This window comes from Heterorhizobium halophytocola (genome assembly GCF_017873095.1).
GTDB lineage: Bacteria > Pseudomonadota > Alphaproteobacteria > Rhizobiales > Rhizobiaceae > Allorhizobium > Allorhizobium halophytocola.
This window is the reverse complement of record NZ_JAGGJU010000001.1, coordinates 350120-369973: the sequence shown is the minus strand read 5'-3', so window position 1 is coordinate 369973 and position 19854 is coordinate 350120. Positions and strand designations below refer to the sequence as shown.

Annotated in this window: 15 protein-coding genes; 8 read left to right on the top strand and 7 right to left on the bottom strand. The window is 62.7% G+C overall.

Annotated features, from left to right (window positions below):
* Positions 1-267: 267 nt before the first annotated feature.
* Positions 268-1050, top strand: coding sequence for a histidinol-phosphatase (gene hisN, locus J2Z17_RS01775; protein WP_209941660.1), 783 nt, complete (start codon positions 268-270; stop codon positions 1048-1050).
* Positions 1051-1053: 3 nt separating this feature from the next.
* Here the strand turns inward: hisN and J2Z17_RS01770 are convergent, their stop codons facing one another.
* Positions 1054-2037 (bottom strand): alpha/beta fold hydrolase, encoded by a 984-nt coding sequence (locus J2Z17_RS01770; protein WP_209941658.1) that lies wholly within the window; start codon positions 2035-2037, stop codon positions 1054-1056.
* Positions 2038-2260: 223 nt separating this feature from the next.
* Here J2Z17_RS01770 and J2Z17_RS01765 point away from each other — a divergent pair, with 223 nt between their 5' ends.
* Positions 2261-2728, top strand: a complete 468-nt coding sequence (locus tag J2Z17_RS01765) for an Hsp20 family protein (RefSeq protein ID WP_209941656.1) — start codon at positions 2261-2263, stop codon at positions 2726-2728.
* 117 nt (positions 2729-2845) lie between these two features.
* Here J2Z17_RS01765 and J2Z17_RS01760 read toward each other — a convergent pair whose 3' ends face one another.
* Positions 2846-3895, bottom strand: coding sequence for a threonine aldolase family protein (locus tag J2Z17_RS01760; RefSeq protein WP_209941654.1), 1050 nt, complete (start codon positions 3893-3895; stop codon positions 2846-2848).
* A 375-nt stretch (positions 3896-4270) separates the two neighbouring features.
* On the opposite strand from J2Z17_RS01760, the gene gltB reads away from it, so the two are divergent.
* Positions 4271-8983, top strand: a complete 4713-nt coding sequence (gltB, locus tag J2Z17_RS01755) for a glutamate synthase large subunit (protein ID WP_209941652.1) — start codon at positions 4271-4273, stop codon at positions 8981-8983.
* Between the two features lie 91 nt (positions 8984-9074).
* Complete coding sequence (locus J2Z17_RS01750) at positions 9075-10529, top strand: glutamate synthase subunit beta (protein WP_209941650.1); 1455 nt, start codon at positions 9075-9077, stop codon at positions 10527-10529.
* A 71-nt stretch (positions 10530-10600) separates the two neighbouring features.
* Here the strand turns inward: J2Z17_RS01750 and J2Z17_RS01745 are convergent, their stop codons facing one another.
* Both J2Z17_RS01745 and J2Z17_RS01740 read right to left on the bottom strand, forming a co-directional pair.
* Positions 10601-11812 carry an SGNH/GDSL hydrolase family protein gene (locus J2Z17_RS01745; protein ID WP_209941647.1) on the bottom strand — a complete coding sequence of 404 codons (1212 nt, stop codon included), beginning with the start codon at positions 11810-11812 and terminating at the stop codon, positions 10601-10603.
* Between the two features lie 76 nt (positions 11813-11888).
* Positions 11889-13100, bottom strand: a complete 1212-nt coding sequence (locus J2Z17_RS01740; RefSeq protein WP_209941645.1) for a lytic murein transglycosylase — start codon at positions 13098-13100, stop codon at positions 11889-11891.
* Between the two features lie 226 nt (positions 13101-13326).
* Between J2Z17_RS01740 and galU the strand changes: the two genes are divergently transcribed.
* The gene (galU, locus tag J2Z17_RS01735) at positions 13327-14205 is read left to right on the top strand and encodes a UTP--glucose-1-phosphate uridylyltransferase GalU (RefSeq protein ID WP_377299921.1); all 879 of its coding nucleotides are present in this window, start codon (positions 13327-13329) and stop codon (positions 14203-14205) included.
* Positions 14206-14222: 17 nt separating this feature from the next.
* Here galU and J2Z17_RS01730 read toward each other — a convergent pair whose 3' ends face one another.
* A complete protein-coding gene (locus tag J2Z17_RS01730) occupies positions 14223-15722 on the bottom strand; it encodes an outer membrane beta-barrel protein (protein ID WP_209941641.1) in 1500 nt (499 codons plus the stop codon).
* Between the two features lie 182 nt (positions 15723-15904).
* On the opposite strand from J2Z17_RS01730, the gene J2Z17_RS01725 reads away from it, so the two are divergent.
* Positions 15905-16900 carry a KpsF/GutQ family sugar-phosphate isomerase gene (locus J2Z17_RS01725; protein WP_209941639.1) on the top strand — a complete coding sequence of 332 codons (996 nt, stop codon included), beginning with the start codon at positions 15905-15907 and terminating at the stop codon, positions 16898-16900.
* A gap of 46 nt (positions 16901-16946) precedes the next feature.
* On the opposite strand, the gene J2Z17_RS01720 is transcribed toward J2Z17_RS01725, so the two are convergent.
* Both J2Z17_RS01720 and J2Z17_RS01715 read right to left on the bottom strand, forming a co-directional pair.
* Complete coding sequence (locus J2Z17_RS01720; RefSeq protein WP_209941636.1) at positions 16947-17414, bottom strand: NfeD family protein; 468 nt, start codon at positions 17412-17414, stop codon at positions 16947-16949.
* A gap of 3 nt (positions 17415-17417) precedes the next feature.
* Positions 17418-18449 (bottom strand): SPFH domain-containing protein, encoded by a 1032-nt coding sequence (locus tag J2Z17_RS01715; RefSeq protein WP_209941634.1) that lies wholly within the window; start codon positions 18447-18449, stop codon positions 17418-17420.
* Between the two features lie 215 nt (positions 18450-18664).
* On the opposite strand from J2Z17_RS01715, the gene queC reads away from it, so the two are divergent.
* Positions 18665-19357 carry a 7-cyano-7-deazaguanine synthase QueC gene (gene queC, locus J2Z17_RS01710; RefSeq protein WP_209941632.1) on the top strand — a complete coding sequence of 231 codons (693 nt, stop codon included), beginning with the start codon at positions 18665-18667 and terminating at the stop codon, positions 19355-19357.
* Positions 19358-19447: 90 nt separating this feature from the next.
* Positions 19448-19849, top strand: coding sequence for a GFA family protein (locus J2Z17_RS01705; protein WP_209941629.1), 402 nt, complete (start codon positions 19448-19450; stop codon positions 19847-19849).
* The last annotated feature ends 5 nt before the right edge of the window (positions 19850-19854 follow it).

Here is a 19854-nt window from a genome sequence, read left to right as displayed (position 1 = left end):
TTGCGCGTCGCCATCTCCCTGATTTCAGGCAAAAAAAACCGCGCCATCGGCGCGGTTAAGTCTAGGGAGGAAACACCCAAGGAGGGTATTTACAGTCAAAAGACTGTGACATGACGTTAATGTTGCGATGCACAAGTGTCAATCATATTTTGTACGTTTTTTGATCGTGCCCAAAATTAATGCACAGGCGGTTTTCAGGGGGTGGCCTTGCATGTCGGCCCCGGATATCGAAAAAACCAAGCGCACTGCCAACAGGATCCAATTATCGTGAAACTTCCCGATCGTGCCTTTCTCGAACGCCTGGCCGATGCCGCCAAGGCCGAAACCCTGCCGCGCTTTCGCCGGGGCATAGATGTGGTCAACAAGGACGCCGGCGGCTTTGATCCGGTGACGGAAGGCGACCGGGCCGCGGAAGCCGCCATCCGCCGCGTCATCGAGGCGGAATTTCCAGACCATGGCATTCTGGGCGAAGAGCACGAGAATTTCGGCACGGACCGGGAATGCGTCTGGGTCATCGATCCGATCGACGGCACGCGGGCCTTTATCTCCGGCCTGCCTGTGTGGGGCACGCTGATCGGCTTTCGCCGTAACGGCCACGCCGTCATGGGCATTGCCGAGCAGCCGTTCACCGGCGAGCGCTATGTCGCCGACGGCAGCCATGCCTGGTATTCCGGCCCGGACGGCAAGCGGCAGATCCGCACGCGCGACTGCACATCGCTTGAACACGCGATCCTGTTCACCACCTCGCCGCATCTGTTTTCGGAAGGCACCGAAAACCGCCGCTACAAGTCGGTCGAATCGCGCGTGCGGCTGTTTCGCTATGGCGTCGATTGCTATGCTTACATGATGCTGGCCGCGGGCCATGTCGACCTGGTGATCGAGAACGGGCTGAAGCCCTATGACGTCGGCGCGCTGATCCCGCTGATCGAACAGGCGGGGGGCGTCATCACGACCTGGGACGGCGGTGCCCCGGATGGGGGCGGGTCGATCCTGGCCGCCGCGACGCCGGCCCTGCATGCCGAGGCGATGGCGTTGCTGACCGCTGGCTGAGCGTCAGGCGTCTGCCTCCAGCATCTTCTGGGCCTGGCCTTCGGGATCCGAGCCCGGAAAGAAGGCGGCGATCGCCGCCATTGCCTGGGCGCGGTAGCGCTCCTGCTCCTGCAGGATTTCGTGACGCGAGCCGGCAATCGGAATGAACCGCGACGCACGGAAATATTGTGACATCCATTCCTGCGCCGGAAAGGAGACGACCGTGTCGCGCACCGGCGCGATGACGATGGTCGGCACGGTAATGGCATAGAGATGGGCCGGCGTCAGGACGCGCCCCATCGCCTTCAGGCATTCATAGATCCAGCGTGCCGTCGGCGGCCCGATGTCGAGTTGCGGGTGTTCGACGATGATCGCCCGGTTGCGCGCATAGCGTTGCGGATCGGAGGTCACCGGATTGTCGTCGAAGGTTTCCGCCCGGCGCTTCTGCAATTGGGTAAGTCCGAGGCCGGTCCAGCTGAGAAGGCGGGTCAGCCAGAAGATCTTGCCGGCCGAAAGCGGCTGCGGCGCCAGCCCGACAAAGGGCGCCGTCACCGCCATGCGGTCGATGCGGTTGGCAAGCCTGGGCGCCATGTCGAGGGCGATCAGCCCGCCGGTCGAATGGGCCAGCAGGAAGAAGGGCAGGCGGGTATCGGGCAGCACCACCTGTTCGAGAAACAGTTCCAGGTCGCGGCAATAATCGCTGAAACGGTGGACGTGGCCCTTGCTCGGATCTTTGGTCACGCGATCCGACCCGCCCTGGCCGCGCAGATCGAAGATCGCCACCCAGAGGCCTTGGTCATTCAGCGCGCGGATCGTCTCGTAATATTTCTCGATGCATTCATTGCGGCCCTGGACGATGACCACGGTGCCCTTGGCAATCGAGACTGCGGCACGGCAGACCGCATAGCGCAGCCGGATCCCGCCATGGCCGGTGAAATGGCCGGCGGTGACATCGTCGGGCGCGGGATTGTTCTCGGTTGTAAAGAGAATGTCGCTGTCTTGCGTCATGATCGCGGCTGTTCCGTCAGTCCTGTCGGCAAAGGCATAGGCGCCACAAGGCCTGAGGTCAAAGAAAAAGCGGGGTGGTTTAGCCAAGTCTTGAAGTTCGAAAAAACAACTCCCATCTCATGCTTTGGAGGCCGCCAGCGGCTCCACAACGGGTCCAGGTATCGCCTGCGGGGATGCCGAAGGCCCATCATTATCGCAACCGTCGCTTCTTAGGAGGACACCTATGCGTCACGTTGATTTTTCTCCGCTCTACCGTTCCACCGTCGGCTTCGACCGGCTCTTCACCATGCTCGACAGTCTGGCCCAGCCGGACCAGGGACAGGCCTATCCGCCCTACAATATCGAGCGCACCGGTGAGAACACCTATCGCATCACCATGGCCGTTGCCGGGTTCGACGAATCCGAACTCAGCATCGAGGCCCATGCGCATGTTCTGACCGTCAAGGGTGAGAAGGGCGAAGGCGACACTGCCGAACAGAGCGAATTCCTCTATCGCGGCATCGCCAAGCGTGCCTTCGAGCGCCGCTTCCAGCTTGCCGACCATGTCGAGGTGCGCAATGCCTCGCTGAAGAACGGCCTGCTGCATATCGATCTTCTGCGCGACATTCCCGAGGCGATGAAGCCTCGCAAGATCTCGATCGCGGCAGAAAATGCCAATCAGGCGAAGGCGATCGAAGCGCACGTCAACTGATCTCTACGCCCCTCGGGGGCGGGATAGTTGGGCTATATGCATGGGCGGTTCCCTTCGGGGCGCCGCCCATCTTCATGTCCGCCAGTGCGTTACGGACTGTCGAGCCGGCTGACTGCCTCAGCGCAGCAGGTCGATGAACTGGTCGACATCCGCTTGCGTCGTTGCAAACGAGGTGACGAGGCGTACCAGAACCTCGTTGTCGCCCAGCATGTCTGGTGTTTCTGCCGGCACGGGCCAGTCGTAGAAGCGGGCGCCTTCGGCCTCCGCCTTCTTGGCGACAGCCTTGTCGAGAACGGCGAACACCTCGTTGCTGCTGGTGTTCCAGGCAATCCGGCTGGTGTTGGAGGAGGCGAGCGCGCTGCGCAGACGGTCGGCGGCACTGTTGGCCGTGCGAGCAAGTTCGAGCCAGAGATCACCCTCGAAATAGGCCTCCAGCTGCGCCGATATGAAGCGGGTCTTGGAGAACAGCTGGGCGGAGCGCTTGCGCAGGAACGGCAGGTCGGCGGCAAGATCCGGGTTCATCACGACGATGGCCTCGGCGCACCAGCAACCGTTCTTCGTGCCGCCGAAGGAGAGGATGTCGACGCCGCGCTTCCAGGTCATCTCGGCCGGGGTGCAGTCGAGCGCCACCAGCGCATTGGCAAAGCGGGCGCCGTCCATGTGCAGCGGCACCCTGGCGCCCTTGGCGATGTCGCCGATCACGGCAATCTCGTCTAGGCTGTAGACGGTCCCCATTTCCGTCGCCTGGGTCATGGTCACGGCCATCGGGCGGCCCTGATGCACGGCGCCGGGCGGAAAGCGGCCGATGGCGGCCTTGAGATTGTCCGGGTTCATCTTGCCGGCGGATCCCTCGACCGGATAGAGCCGTGTGGCGCTTGTCAGGAATTCCGGCGCGCCGCATTCGTCGGCCACCACATGCGCCTCGGAGTGACAGAAGGTCACGCCACCCGGTCTTCCGACCGCTGCGAGCGACAGCGAGTTGGCCGCCGTCCCCGTGCCGACGAAGAAGACCTGGACGTCGCGTTCGAAGATGTCGTTGAAACGCTGCTCGATCCGGCGATCGAGATCGCTTGTACCATAGGCGGCGGCATAGCCGGTTGCTTCCCGCACGAGGCTTTCAGCGATCGCAGGGTGGGCGCCTGCCCAGTTGTCGGAGGCAAAATACATCGAAACCATCCCGGGAAGTGACAGAGAAAAATCGAGCGGCAATCTAGCGGCTTGAGACGGGTTAGCAATCCCCGGCCAGATCGGACCCATTTTGCGTTGCGGCATGCGCATGGATAAGTCACCTGATGTCGGCATTTGCGCAACAAAAGAACGCGTTGAGCCGTCATACGATAATTTTGCTGCGCCCGTCGTTCGAAAAATTTATCACGTACTTGCGTGACGATTTTCTTTCTGGCATAAAAATTGAGAAAAATAGGTCAGCTAACTTGACCTAATTGGTAATGGCTTCCAGGTGACGCCCGCTGCAGCTTGCGCTAATGTGTCGAGCAACGTGCATGCTAAAGCCCCCTGAATTGCCGGACCGGAGGAAAGTCGATGAGCGATAGAGAACCGTCCAACAAGGTCAGCCTGAGTGCCGAGACCGCTCGCGGTAAGGCGACCGGCATCGGTGCGCTGCCGCCAAAGCAGGGTCTCTACGATCCGAAGAACGAACATGACGCCTGCGGCGTCGGCTTCATTGCCCATATGAAGGGCCAGAAGTCGCACCAGATCGTCAAGGATGGCCTGTTCATTCTGGAAAACCTGACGCATCGCGGCGCCGTCGGCGCGGACCCGCTGATGGGCGATGGCGCGGGTCTGCTCGTGCAGATCCCGGATCGCTTTTTCCGCGAGGAGATGGCAGCCCAGGGGATCACGCTTCCCAAGATCGGCGAATATGCTGTCGGTCACTTCTTCTTCCCGCAGGATGAAGAGCAGATCGCGCATTTCAAGAAGGTCATCGCCGAGGTCTGTCAGGCCGAGGGCCAGACGCTGATCGGCTACCGCGACGTGCCGGTCGACAATTCTTCGCTCTCCAAGGCGCCGGAGATTGCCGCAACCGAGCCGCGCCATATCCAGGTGTTCATCGGAGCCGGTCGCGATGCCGCCAACCAGCACGCCTTCGAGCGTCGCCTGTTCCTGCTGCGCAAGGTGATCTCCAACCGCATCTATGACGAGTTCGGCGGCCAGGAGACCGGCTTCTACCCGGTGTCGCTGTCGTCCTCGACCATCGTCTACAAGGGCATGTTCCTCGCCTATCAGGTCGGCGTCTACTATAAGGATCTGGCCGATCCCCGGTTCGAATCGGCAGTCGCGCTCGTCCACCAGCGATTCTCGACCAATACCTTCCCGTCGTGGAAGCTTGCCCATCCGTATCGCATGGTTGCCCATAACGGCGAGATCAACACGCTGCGCGGCAACGTCAACTGGATGGCGGCACGCCAGGCTTCGGTGTCCTCGCCACTCTTCGGCGACGACATCACCAAGCTGTGGCCGATTTCCTATGAAGGCCAGTCCGACACCGCCTGCTTCGACAATGCGCTCGAATTCCTGCAGCGTGGCGGCTATCCGCTGGCGCATGCGGTGATGATGTTGATCCCGGAAGCCTGGGCCGGCAACCAGCTGATGGCGCCCGAGCGCAAGGCCTTCTACGAATACCACGCAGCCCTGATGGAGCCCTGGGACGGGCCTGCCGCCGTCTGCTTCACCGATGGTCGCCAGATCGGCGCCACCCTCGACCGCAATGGCCTGCGTCCCGCCCGCTATATCGTCACCAATGACGACCGTATCATCCTGGCGTCGGAAGCCGGTACCCTGCCGGTTCCCGAAGAGCAGATCGTCAAGAAGTGGCGCCTGCAGCCGGGCAAGATGCTGCTGATCGACATGGAAGAGGGCCGGATCATCTCCGACGCGGAGGTGAAGTCCGACCTCGCCCAGAGCCATCCCTACCGCGAATGGCTCGACCGCACCCAGTTGATCCTCGAAGACCTGAAGCCGGTCGAACCGCGCGCGCTGCGCCGCGACGTCTCGCTGCTCGATCGCCAGCAGGCCTTCGGTTATACGATCGAGGATACCCGTATCCTGATGTCGCCGATGGCCACCACCGGCCAGGAAGCGATCGGCTCGATGGGCACGGATACGCCGATCTCGGCGATGTCTTCGAAGTCGAAGCTGCTCTATACCTATTTCAAGCAGAACTTCGCCCAGGTCACCAACCCGCCGATCGACCCGATCCGCGAAGAGCTGGTGATGAGTCTCGTTTCATTCATCGGTCCGCGCCCGAACATTCTCGACCATGACGGGGCGGCCAAGGCCAAGCGCCTGGAAGTGCGCCAGCCGATCCTGACCAATGGCGACCTGGAAAAGATCCGCTCGATCGGCCATACCGAAGACCGCTTTGACACCAAGACGCTCGACTTCACCTATGACGTGGAGCGTGGTGCCGAGGGCATGCCGGAAATGCTCGACCGTCTCTGCGAACGGGCGGAAGCGGCCGTGCGCAGCGGCTACAACATCATCGTGCTCTCGGACCGTCAGGTCGGTCCCGACCGCATCGCCATCCCGGCGCTGCTGGCGACCGCCGCCGTCCATCATCACCTGATCCGCAAGGGGCTTCGTACCTCCGTCGGCATCGTGGTGGAGACCGGCGAGCCGCGCGAAGTGCACCATTTCTGCTGTCTGGCCGGCTATGGCGCCGAGGCGATCAACCCCTATCTCGCCTTCGACACGCTGCTCGACATGCACAAGCACGGCGAGTTTCCGAAGGAAGTCGATGCCGATGAGGTGGTCTATCGCTACATCAAGGCCGTCGGCAAGGGCATCCTGAAGGTGATGTCGAAGATGGGCATCTCGACCTATCAGTCCTATTGCGGCGCGCAGATCTTCGACGCGGTCGGCCTGTCGTCTGAGCTGGTGGAGAAGTATTTCTTCGGCACCGCCACGACCATCGAAGGCGTCGGTCTTTCCGAGATCTCGGATGAAACCGTCAGCCGTCACCATGCCGCCTTCGGCAAGGACCCGGTCCTCGCCAACACGCTCGATGTCGGCGGCGAATATGCCTACCGCATGCGTGGCGAAAACCATGCCTGGAGCCCGGATTCGATTGCCTCGCTGCAGCATGCGGTGCGTGGCAACAGCAAGGAGCGCTACGCCGAGTTCGCCGAGATGGTCAACGAGACCGCGCTCAGGATGAACACCATCCGCGGCCTGTTCAAGATCAAGACCGCCGCGGATATCGGCCGCAAGCCGGTCTCGATCGACGAGGTCGAGTCCGCCGCCGATATCGTCAAGCGGTTCTCGACCGGCGCCATGTCGTTCGGCTCGATCAGCCGCGAAGCGCATTCGACGCTCGCCGTGGCGATGAACCGGATCGGCGGCAAGTCCAACACCGGTGAGGGCGGCGAGGAATCCGATCGCTATCTGCCGCTGATAGACGGCTCGCGCAATCCGGAACGCTCGGCGATCAAGCAGATCGCGTCCGGCCGCTTCGGTGTGACGACCGAATACCTGGTCAATGCCGACGTGCTGCAGATCAAGGTGGCGCAGGGTGCCAAGCCCGGCGAGGGTGGCCAGCTGCCCGGCCACAAGGTCGACGCGACGATCGCCAAGACCCGGCACTCGACCCCGGGCGTCGGCCTGATCTCGCCGCCGCCGCATCACGACATCTATTCGATCGAGGATCTGGCGCAGCTGATCTACGACCTGAAGAACGTCAATCCGGAGGCCGATATCTCGGTCAAGCTGGTGTCGGAAGTGGGCGTCGGCACGGTTGCCGCAGGTGTCGCCAAGGCGCGCGCCGACCACATCATCGTCTCGGGCTTCGACGGCGGCACCGGCGCCTCGCCGCTGACCTCGCTGAAGCATGCCGGCAGCCCCTGGGAAATCGGCCTTGCCGAGACCCAGCAGACGCTGGTGCTCAACGGTCTGCGCTCGCGCATCGCCCTGCAGGTCGATGGCGGCCTGAAGACCGGACGCGACGTGATCGTGGGCGCCATGCTCGGTGCCGACGAATTCGGCTTTGCCACGGCGCCGTTGATTGCGGCCGGCTGCATCATGATGCGCAAGTGCCATCTGAACACCTGTCCCGTCGGCGTCGCCACGCAGGACCCGGTCCTCAGGAAGCGCTTCAAGGGCACGCCCGAGCACGTGATCAACTATTTCTTCTTCGTGGCCGAAGAGGTTCGCGCCATTCTCGCGTCGCTCGGTGTCACCCGGCTCGACGAGATCATCGGTGCGTCCGAGCTGCTCGAAAAGGATGCCATGCTGGCGCACTGGAAGTCCGAGGGGCTCGACTTCTCGAAGATCTTCCACAAGGTCAAGGCCGAGAAGTCGGCCACTTACTGGACCCAGCGGCAGAAGCATCCGATCGACGACATTCTCGACCGCAAGCTGATCGAGAAGGCCATGCCGGCACTCGAAAACAAGCAGCCGGTCGTCTTCGACGTCGATATCAAGAATGTCGATCGGTCTGCCGGCGCGATGCTGTCGGGCGAACTTGCCAAGCGTCACGGGCACAAGGGCCTGAAGGACGACACGATCCATGTGACGCTGAACGGCACGGCCGGCCAGTCCTTCGGCGCCTTCCTGGCGCGCGGCATCACCTTCGATCTGGTTGGTGACGGCAATGACTATGTCGGCAAGGGTCTGTCGGGCGGCCGCATCATCGTCCGGCCTCCGGAGAACACCCGGATTGTCGCAGAAGATTCGATCATCGTGGGCAATACGGTGCTGTACGGCGCGATCGCCGGCGAGTGCTATTTCCGCGGGGTTGCCGGCGAACGCTTTGCCGTGCGCAATTCCGGTGCTGTCGCGGTTGTTGAGGGCGTCGGCGACCATGGCTGCGAATACATGACCGGCGGCGTCGTCGTCGTGCTCGGCGGCACCGGTCGTAACTTCGCGGCCGGCATGTCGGGTGGTGTTGCCTATGTCCTCGACGAGAGCGAGGACTTCACCAAGCGCTGCAACATGGCCATGGTCGAGCTCGAGCCGGTCCCGGAAGAAGACGACATGCTGGAAAAGCTGCACCATCACGGTGGCGACCTGATGCACAAGGGTCTGGTCGATGTGTCCGGCGACATGACGCGTCACGACGAGGAACGGCTTTATCAGCTGATTTCCAACCATCTGCACTACACGGGTTCGGCCCGCGCCAAGCAGGTGCTCGACAGCTGGGCGGAATACCGTCCGAAGTTCCGCAAGGTCATGCCGGTCGAATATCGCCGCGCGCTCGAAGAGATGGAGCGCATGCGCATGGGCATCGCAGCCGAATAAGAATTGCCACCCGGCATCCCGGCGCGTTCGTCGGGATGCCCTCGCGCACGCGTGTCGTGCAGACGAAGGCTCAAGGTATCAGGACGAAAAAATGGGTAAGGTTACAGGCTTCATGGAAATCGACCGGCAGGTGGGTAAGTACCAGCCGGCGTCCGATCGCATCCGCCATTTCCGCGAATTCACCATTCCGATGTCGGACCCGGAGGTGCAGAAGCAGGCGGCGCGCTGCATGGACTGCGGCATCCCGTACTGCCACGGCCCGACCGGCTGTCCGGTGCACAACCAGATCCCCGACTGGAACGACCTCGTCTACAACAACAAGTGGGAAGAGGCGATCCGCAACCTGCATTCGACCAACAACTTCCCGGAATTCACCGGCCGTGTCTGCCCTGCGCCCTGCGAGGAAGCCTGTACGCTGAATCTCGAGGACGCGCCGGTATCGATCAAGACGGTCGAACAGGCCATCGCCGACAAGGCCTATGAACTCGGCTTCATCGTGCCGCAGCCGGCCACCATCAAGTCGGGCAAGAAGGTCGCCGTCATCGGGTCCGGTCCGTCCGGCATGGCGGCTGCCCAACAGCTCGGCCGCGCCGGCCACGAAGTCCATGTTTTCGAACGCGAGAGCAAGCCCGGCGGATTGCTGCGCTACGGCATCCCGGACTTCAAGATGGAGAAGAACTTCATCGACCGCCGTGTCGAGCAGATGAAGGGCGAGGGTGTCACCTTCCATTGCGGCGTCAATGTCGGCGTCGACATGACCGTCGAGCAGCTCACGGCCGATCATGATGCCGTGCTCTATTGCGGTGGTTCGGAGACCCCACGCGCGGCCGGCATCCCGGGCGTCGAACTGAACGGTGTCTACGATGCCATGCCGTATCTCGTGCAACAGAACCGCCGGGTCGGCCGCGAGAACATCGACAGCAATGGCTGGCCGTCCGATCCGATTCTTGCCGGCGGCAAGCATGTCGTCGTCGTCGGTGGTGGTGATACGGCATCCGACTGCGTCGGCACCGCATTCCGCCAGGGCGCGGTCAAGGTGACCCAGCTCGACATTCGCCCGCGTCCGCCTGCGACAGAGGACAAGCTTGCGGTCTGGCCCTTCTGGGCAACCAAGATGCGCACCTCGTCGTCCCAGGCCGAAGGCGCGATCCGCGAATTTCAGGTGGGTACCCTCGAATTCGTTGGCGAAGACGGTGTGCTGACCGGCGTCAAGTGCTGCCAGGTGGACGAGAAGCGGCACCCGATCGTGGGCTCGGAATTCATCATCAAGGCCGATCTCGGCTTTATCGCCATCGGCTTTTCCGGCCCGTTCACCGACAGCGTGCTGAAGGAACTCGATGGCCGTCTCGACCTCAACACCGACCGGCGCGGCTCGACCAATGTGATCGCCAGCGAAAAGGACTACAAGACCTCAGTCGACAAGCTCTGGGCGGCTGGCGACGTGCGCCGCGGCCAGTCCCTGGTCGTCTGGGCGATCCGTGAAGGTCGTCAGGCTGCCCGCGCGATCGACGAGGCGCTGATGGGGTCGAGCGTCCTGCCGCGTTAAGCGGCGTTCACCGTGGTCCGACGGCAGATGAACAGACCGTTCCCTGGACACCAGGGAGCGGTCTTTTGTCTTTATGGGACGGGCGCCTTGGCTTCTGGCCCGCTTGCCAATGCAGGCGCCTTGCTGCCGGGCATTCTGAAATCATCGATCCGGCCGGCGGGAGCGGGCGGCGGGTCGCCCTTGTCGACCAGCATCTGGCGCGGGGAGGGGATCGGCGACGGCTTGAACTCGGCCGCGTCGAGCAGGCCGGCGCTGCCATCGAGATCGGGATCGGACAGATCGATCGGCCGCGTCTTGACGATATTCTGGATTTCGGAGGGCGGCAGGCTGACCAGTTCGGGCAGGTTGCTGCCGTCGAGATGCATCTGGTCGAGGCTCGGCAGGTCGCCGAGCACGCGCTTGACCGCCTTCTCGGTATAGAAAGCCATCTTGCGCTTGCCGGCCGCCGTCAGGCCGATGCCGTCTGACCCGCGCAGGCGCACCTGCTGACCGTTGATGTCCGAGCCGGTCATGACGAAGCGACCGTCGACATCGACGAAGCCGTCCCAGATATCGATGAATTCGCCACCGGCCTTGGTCGCCGCCTGGCGGTAGATGCTGTTGAGCTTTAGCGCATCCGCCGTCATCGTCGGCGAGCTGAAGGCCGGCACGCCGACCCAGACGAGGGGGATCTTGTGATCCGTGGCAATCTTGGCGAAGGCGGTGACGCGGCGCTCGTATTCCCGGTACCAGTCGTCGGTGCGGAAATCATAGCGTCCGGCATCGGTCACCAGCTGCTGGCGGTCGTTGGCGCCGATATCGATCATCACCATGGCCGGCTTCTCCTCCTCGATCAGGGCGGGAAGCTTTTCGGGCCAGTCGTAATAGTCGTCGCGCACCAGGCCGGAGGAACCGTTGGTGTGTCCTGAAATGACGACCTGCGGCGATTGGGCGAAGGCCTCACTGAGGCCATTGGCAAGACCGCTTGCGAAAAAATCCCCGACCACGAGGATCTTGCGGGCATTGTCGAGCTTTTCAGGTGCGGCGGGTTCTTTCGGCGCAGAGGTGATCGTCGTCACGCTACGGCTGGGCGAGCTCTTCTTCACGCGCGCAGGCGGCGCGCGTCGCACGGCGCGGGGACGCGGCTCGGTCTGCGGCGGGTTGCGATCGCCGAACAGCAATTCGAGCAGGGTGCGGCGCCGCTGCTGGGCCTCGGCCGTGCTGACAAGCGTCATCAGTGTCGCTGCGGCTGTTAGCAGGACAACGGTTTTGGCGATCGCTTGTCTGGCAGACGGCATGGTCATTGTTTCTGGTTTCGCCGGCGGCGCTCCCGGCTCCTTCGGTGTCGGAGCCGGAAACTGGAGCGCCGCGCAGCGGAAGTCAATTGCGCAGGGCGTTCAGCAACTGCTTGGAGGGCTCACCATTGCTGCTCATGCCGAGCCGCTTCTGGATGGCCTCGATGGCGCTCCTGGAGCCCGAGCCGAAATTGCCGTCGATATTGCCCTCGTAATAGCCAAGCTCTTTCAGTTTGGTCTGAAGCTCGAACTTCTCCGAGATATCGAGTGCCCCGTCAGGACGCGGCCAGCGCTGGTCGACGCCGCCGAAGCCGGCGATCTGGTCGGCGAGGAGCCCGACGGCAAGCGCATAGCTGTCTGCGGCATTGTATTTCTTGATGACGAAGAAGTTGCGGGTCATCAGGAAGCCCGGACCGTTGGCACCGCCCGGCATCTTCAGTTCGGCGCGGTCGCCGGGACGCGGGAAGCCCTTGCCGCCGGGGCGGCCGAAGCCGAGCTTGGCCCACTGGCCGAGCGTCATGGTCTTGCCTTCGTAGCGCGCGCCGCCATTCGGAACGACGGTCTCGTAGCCCCAGGTCTTGCCGGTTTCCCAGCCGTTCTTGGCCAGAAGATTGGCAGAGGTGGCAAGCGCATCGGGAATGGAATTCCAGATGTCGCGATGACCGTTGCCATCGGCATCCACAGCATAGAGCAGATAGCTCGTCGGGATGAACTGCGTGTGGCCCATGGCGCCGGCCCAGGAGCCGGTCAGCCCCTTGGCGGAGACATCGCCGTTCTGCAGGATCTTGAGGGCGGCGACCAGCTGCGTGCGGGCATATTTGGCCCGGCGCTTGTCGGCATAGGCAAGCGTTGCCAGGGCCTGCGGCACGTTATGCAGCCGGCTGTCGCTTTCAAGCGCGGCGCCGTAATTGCTTTCCATCGACCAGATCGCCAGCAGGACGTTGCGATCGACGCCGAAATGGCGCTCGAGGGCGGCCAGTGTCCGGCCATGCTTGGTGGCCATCTCGCGGCCGATCTGTACGGTGTAGGGATTGACCCGTGAATCCAGATAGTCCCAGATCTTGGACTTGAATTCCGGCTGGTATTGCGCCTTGCGCAGCACGTCGGTATCGGGGCTCGTCACGCCGGCAAAGGCGGTTCGATAGGTGGATTTGGTAATGCCGCTCTTGGCGGCAGTGGAATAGAAGTCATTGATCCAGCGCGTAAACCCACTGTCTGCATTGGCGCTCAGGGGCGTCAGGCAGGCGGCAGCGGAGAGAATGAGAGCCGGAAGCAGACCGTGGCGGAATCGTTTCATGATTGTGATATCCATCCATTCGTGTTTGCGGCCGCGCCACTTACGTGGCACTCATCGATCGAATATAACTCCAGTTGGTCAACAAATTCTTTACCATGTCGCAGCGCTGAGGGATTGCAATTTTTCCCGCAAATGATTGAATTTTGTCGGTTTGCAATAATTGTGCCTTAGATGCTCGGCTACGAGGGTGTCTCAGTTTTTTGTCAAGGAGCAGATTTTGGTCAACATGAAACCTCTACGCAAGGCAGTCTTCCCGGTCGCGGGCCTTGGGACCCGCTTTCTTCCGGCCACCAAGGCGGTGCCGAAGGAAATGCTGACCGTGGTCGACAAGCCGGTCATCCAGTATGTCGTCGACGAAGCCGCAGAGGCAGGCATAGAGCACTTCGTGTTCATCACCGGACGCGGCAAGGGCGTCATCGAGGACTATTTCGACATCCAGTTCGAACTCGAGCAGACATTGAAGAGCCGCAACAAGAATGCGGAGCTGACGCTGCTGGAAGACCTGCTGCCGACCGCAGGTTCTGCCAGCTTCACCCGCCAGCAGGAACCGCTGGGCCTCGGTCACGCCGTCTGGTGCGCCCGCGACATCGTTGGGCCGGAACCCTTCGCGCTGCTCCTGCCAGACATGATCATGCATGGCGAAAAGGGCTGCCTGAAGGGCATGGTCGAGCTCTACAACAAGGTCGGCGGAAACGTCGTGTCGGTCGAGGAATGCGCTCCGGAACTGGCCCATAAATACGGTATCGTCGGCATGGGCGAGGCGCTCGGCGACGGTTTCCGCATTACCGAGATGGTGGAAAAGCCGGCCAAGGGCACGGCACCGTCCAACTATTTCATCAATGGCCGCTACATCCTGCAGCCGGAGATCTTCGATATCCTGTCGACCCAGGAGCGCGGTGCCGGCAACGAGATCCAGCTGACCGACGGCATGCTGAAGCTTGCCGGCGACCAGTCCTTTGCCGCCTATCCCTTCGACGGCCGGACCTTCGACTGTGGTGCCAAGGATGGCTTCATCCTCGCCAACGTGTTCTTCGCCGTTCAGCGCGACGACATCCGTCCGCTGATCGCCGAGCCGCTGCAGCAGCTGCTCGCTGCCCTCAAGTAAGACGAGGATATCCGGCTTCAGCGCTTGGCGCTGACGCCGATGGTCGCACGCAGGGTCTCGGTGTCGTCCGAGCTCCGGCGCTGCGTATATTCATAGCCAAGACCGCCGGTCAGCGCGAAATAGCGATTGAGCCCATAGGCAAGTTCCGCCTTGGCGCCATAGGTGGTGCTGTTGCTGTCGGACAGTCCGGGATATCGCGTCCATTTCGTCTCGCCGGAAAGCGTTGCGACCAGATCGTCCCGCACCTGCTGGGTGATGCTGACATTGGTGGCATAGACCACCGAGCCGCTGGCTCCGGCCGTGCTGGTCGGGTCGAGGGAGGTGGAAAGCCCGATCGCCACGTCGGTGCCCTCATGCGGCGACCAGCCGAGGCTGCTGTCGATCGTCATCGCCGAAATGTCATCCAGACGGCCGTCGTCGAACCGCTCCTGGGTATAGCCGAGGGCCAGCTCGCCGCGCAGCTTGTCGCGCAGGTCGAGGCTGACGCCGGCCTTGGCGGCGTAGACGTCGGCGGATCTTTGATAGCCGGAGCTATCGCGCTTCTGGTCGTATTGCAGGCGGCCGAGCGATGCCTCGACGAAAGGCGTCAGCGCCGGCGAGACTTCATAGCCGAGACGCAGCCGGAGTGCGCCGTAGTTGCGGTCACGGTCGGAGAGCGAAAGTCTGGTGCCGTCATTGAGTTCGGCGTCGGTATAGATCCAGCGCGAGCCGCTGAGACCAACCGTGCCACGCAGGCGGCCGACGTCGTGTTCCACCGCCACGCCCGCGTCCAGCCGGTGAATGCCATATTGTGTCCTGGCATTGTCGACGGCCTCGTCGTTATTCGGGTCCTCGCGGCTGAAGTCATAGCCGGCATTGAAGGTCACCGTCGTCTGGTCTGCGAGATCCAGTCGCAATTCGGCGCCGAGATTGGCGCTGGAGCCTTCGTCGCTGCGGCCGGAGAGAACCTTTTCCAGCGTGCCATTGCCGGTGACGGTCAGCAGATGCCGCGACCAGTCCGACGTCAGGACGCCCTTCAGCTGGGTCTCCGAATAGACGCTGGTATCTTTGGAGGCACCGGTCCGGGTGCGTTCGACCTGGATACCCTGGGACAAAGTCGGGCGCAGGATCATCGTGCCGAGATGCACGCCGGAGGGATCGGCCTCGGCATCGCGCAGCCGCAGATCGTCGGGACCAGTCTGCCGCAGGTTTTCGCGCTCCACCGCGGCATTCGGCTTGAAGTCGGCATTCTCGTCACCCGCCTGCAGCAGGTCGTCCGATGTCGGCACGGCATTCGCAAGGTCCGTGCCATCCGTCCCCTCGGGCGCAGCCGCGGTGCCGGTGTCCTGGCCGTAGGTCGGCTCGGTGCTGTTGCCCGTGTCGGTCGTGCCGTAGGGGGATTGGGCCGAGGATTGCGCAGCGGTCTGGGCGAGGGCTGCGCCATGACCGGCAATGCCGAGTGCGGCCGCCAGCGCGGCGATGTGCACCCGGCGGCAGATCTTGCCCGTTCGGCGGTCGCTCCGCTGCTTGGAGGCCATGATGCGCTCGTTTATCCCTGGATATATATGATTACTCAAGTCTAAAGCGACATGGTTAACAATCCATTGCGCAACCGGAGATCAACGCTGGTTCACAACGCGATCGCCGGCGTAATCCTCTGTGACCCTTGCGGACTACGAGACACATGGACACATCCGTTCGAAGAGGTTAATGAAAGCACATGAACAAGCGCGCTGTAAAACTCGTAGAAGCCGGAGCAATCGCCTCAGCCCTGAGGACGATTTCCATTGAAAAGGCGGGTCTCGATGCCCTGGAAAGGGAGCTTGCCGGACCGCTGGCCGCCCCCTTCTGCAATGCAATCAAGATCATCGGCGGGGTATCCGGCCGGGTGATCGTCACCGGCGTCGGCAAGAGCGGCCATATCGGCTCTAAGATTGCCGCGACCTTCGCCTCGACAGGAACGCCGGCGTTTTTCGTTCATCCGGCGGAAGCCAATCACGGCGATCTCGGCATGATCGCCCGCGACGACGTCATCCTGGCAATGTCGTGGAGCGGCGAGAGCGCCGAACTGCATGGGATTATTTCCTATTCTCGGCGCTTCCAAATCCCGTTGATCGCGATGACGACGAATGAAAGCTCGACGCTCGGGCGCGAAGCGGATGTGGTTCTGCTGTTGCCGAAGGAGCAGGAAGCCTGCCCCCACGGCATCGCGCCGACCACATCGACCATGCTGCAGCTTGCCATGGGCGATGCGCTGGCGCTGGCTTTGCTCGAGGCGCGCGGTTTTACCGCGACCGATTTCCGTGTCTTCCACCCGGGCGGCAAGCTCGGCGCGATGCTGACTCATGTCCAGGACCTGATGCATACCGGCGCGGAGATCCCGCTGGTGCCCGCCGGCACGCTGGTGCCCGAGGCCATCATGATGCTGGCAGACAAGCGTTTCGGCTGTGTCGGCGTTACCGATGCGGACGGCTGCCTTTGCGGGATCGTGACCGACGGCGACATTGCGCGCGGTCTCAGTCGCAACCTCGCGGACATGGCGATCGAGGATTTCATGACGGCCAATCCGAAGACGGTAAAGCCCGATGCCTTGGCAACGGCCGCCATGGCCCTGTTGAACCAGCACAATATTTCGGCGCTATTCGTCGTCGGGGAGGATCGGATTCCGGCCGGCATCGTCCACTTCCACGACCTGCTGCGCATCGGCGTCGCCTGATTTTCTCGGGCCTGCCGGTGCTGTGCTGTCAGTGGAGCGGTGCGTTTCAGGCGGCTCTCACCGGTTCGACGCGCAGCTCGCGCCCCTTGCTTTCCATGATCCTGACGGTGCTGCCGGCTGCGGTATCCGGTCCGATCACCGACCAGGTCGTGTCATCGAGATGGATGCGGCCGCGTCCATTGACGATGGCTTCCTGCAATGTGGCGGTACGGCCAACGAGGCTTGCGCCCCGCTGGTTGAGAAAGGGCTCGTCCGTGGTCGATGAGCCGCTTGCCAGAAACTTGCGCCCGATCAGGATCGACACCACCGACAGGGCGGCGAAGACCAGCAACTGAACCTGCCAGCTCCAGAGATCCGCGCCCCACAGGAGGAGCGACAGGACGCCGGTCGCGATCGCGCCGAGGCCGATCCAGACCAGGAAGACACCGGGTACCGCGAGTTCCGCTGCCAGCAGGACCAGGCCTGCGACCCACCAGCTCCACGGTCCGAGTTCCAGGGCGAGTTTCGCCAGCATGGATCAGGTCTCCCCGCGCGGATCGAAGGGGTTGACCGGGGCGGCCGTCGTCGTTGTGCGGATGGAGGGCGTCGAGCGGGACGGCGCCGTCGGGCCGGGCGCGCGGCGGCTTGCCTGCCCGTCATCGCCGAACACCTCCCGCGCGATGGCGCCGATGCCGCCGAGCGAACCGATCAGGCTGGAGGCTTCCATCGGCATCAGCACGATCTTCGAATTGCTGGCGGTGCCGATCGCCGCCATGGCCTCGGTATATTTCTGCGCGACGAAGTAGTTGATCGCATTGACGTCGCCGGCCGCGATCGCCTCGGAGACCATCATCGTTGCCTTTGCCTCGGCTTCGGCCAGGCGCTCGCGGGCCTCGGCTTGGCGATAAGCGGCCTCGCGCTCACCCTCGGCCTCGAGAATGGCTGACTGCTTGGCACCCTCCGCGCGCAGGATCTGGGCATTGCGGAAGCCTTCGGCCTCCAGCACCTGGGCACGCTTTTCGCGCTCTGCCTTCATCTGCCGGGCCATCGCCGTCACGAGATCGACCGGCGGGGCAATGTCCTTGATCTCGATACGCGTGACCTTGATACCCCAGGGACCGACGGCCTCGTCGACCACACGCAGCAGCCGGTCGTTGATGACGTCTCGGTTCGACAGCAACTCGTCGAGATCCATCGACCCCATCACGGAGCGGATATTGGTCATGGTCAGGTTCTGGATGGCGAATTGCAGATTGGTGATCTGATAGGCGGCCTGGGCAGCGTTCAGCACTTGGTAGAACGCCACCGCATCGGCCGAGACCGAGGCATTGTCCTTGGTGATGACTTCCTGGGTCGGAATGTCGAGCACCTGCTCCATCACATTGAGGCGTGCGCCGACGCGGTCGATGAAGGGCAGGATCAGGTTGAGGCCCGGCTCCAGCGTGCGGGTATAGCGCCCGAAGCGCTCGATCGTATAACGGGTGCCCTGGGGGACCGTCTTGATGCCGGCGATAAGCACCAGGATGACGAGCGCTGCCAGTGCGATTACCATGATATCGAAACCGGTCATCTGGGCAAATCCTTGTTGAATTAATCGGTTACCGTCTGATGTAGCGATCCGCATCATAGGTTACCAGCCGTCGGCGGGCAATTCGCGCCAGCATGGGCCGCTTTCGGTGCGGGTTCCCTGCAGGCGCCGGTTTGCCAAACCGGTCCTGCATCGATAGAACGGCTCCGCAATTCCAACCGGTCGCAGCCTACCCGGTCAAAACAAGGGACAAAACCATGAAAACGCTCGTCGTCTGCTCCGGCGGACTGGATTCCGTCACGCTCGCCGACAAGATCGCGGCGGAACAGGAACTTGTCGGCCTCGTCTCCTTCGACTACGGCCAGCGCCACAGCAAGGAGCTGGCCTTTGCCGCCGACTGTGCCCGGCGGCTCGGCGTGCCGCATGAGGTCATCGATATCACGGCGATTGGCGCCAGCCTTGGCGGTTCGGCGCTGACCGACGACATCGACGTACCCGACGGACACTATGCCGAGGAAACGATGAAGGTCACGATCGTTCCGAACCGCAACGCCATCATGCTGTCGATTGCCTTCGGCATGGCGGCGGCGAAGAAGGCCGATGCCGTCGCAGTGGCCGTCCATGGCGGCGATCACTTCATCTATCCGGACTGCCGCCCGGGTTTCATCAACGCCTTCCAGGCAATGCAGGACGAGGCGCTCGACGGCTATGCCGCGGTCAGGCTGATGGCTCCCTTCGTGACCCTGTCCAAGGCCGACATCGTCACCGAGGGTGTCCGCAACAAGACGCCGTTCGAGGCGACCTGGTCGTGCTACAAGGGTGGAGACGTCCATTGCGGCCGGTGCGGTACCTGCGTCGAGCGGCGGGAGGCGTTTCACCTGGCAGGAGTCGAGGATCCGACCGTCTATGCCGATCCGGTATTCTGGAAATCCGCGACGAAGAGCGGGTGAGCGTACCGGACGCGAAAGCGCGCAAGGTGTTCAGAGCTTTCAGGCAGACGGGGAGGGGGCCATGGAACAGGATATGATTGGGAACAGAATATGACTGAGGGCTCCTGCCACTGCGGCGCGGCGCGCTGGCGTTTCAGGGGCAGGATCTCGTCTGCGACGATCTGCAACTGCACAGTCTGTCGTCGCTACGGCGTGCTCTGGGCCTATGGCCACGAGGGCGAAGACATCACGGTGGAAGCCGGGCCGGACATTCTCAAGCCGTACAGCTGCGGAGACGGCACGCTCTCCTTCAACACGTGCCGACATTGCGGCAATCTGGTGAGCTGGCTGGGACTGAAGGTCCAGGCGGACGGCCGCCGCAGGATCGCCGTGAACCTGCGGCTCGCTGAACCCGACGATGTCGCCGACATCCCCTTGATACGGTTCGACGGCCTGCATTCGTTCAAGCCCCTGCCGGACGAGGGGCTTGCCGTTTCGGATAGATGGTTCTGAACTGT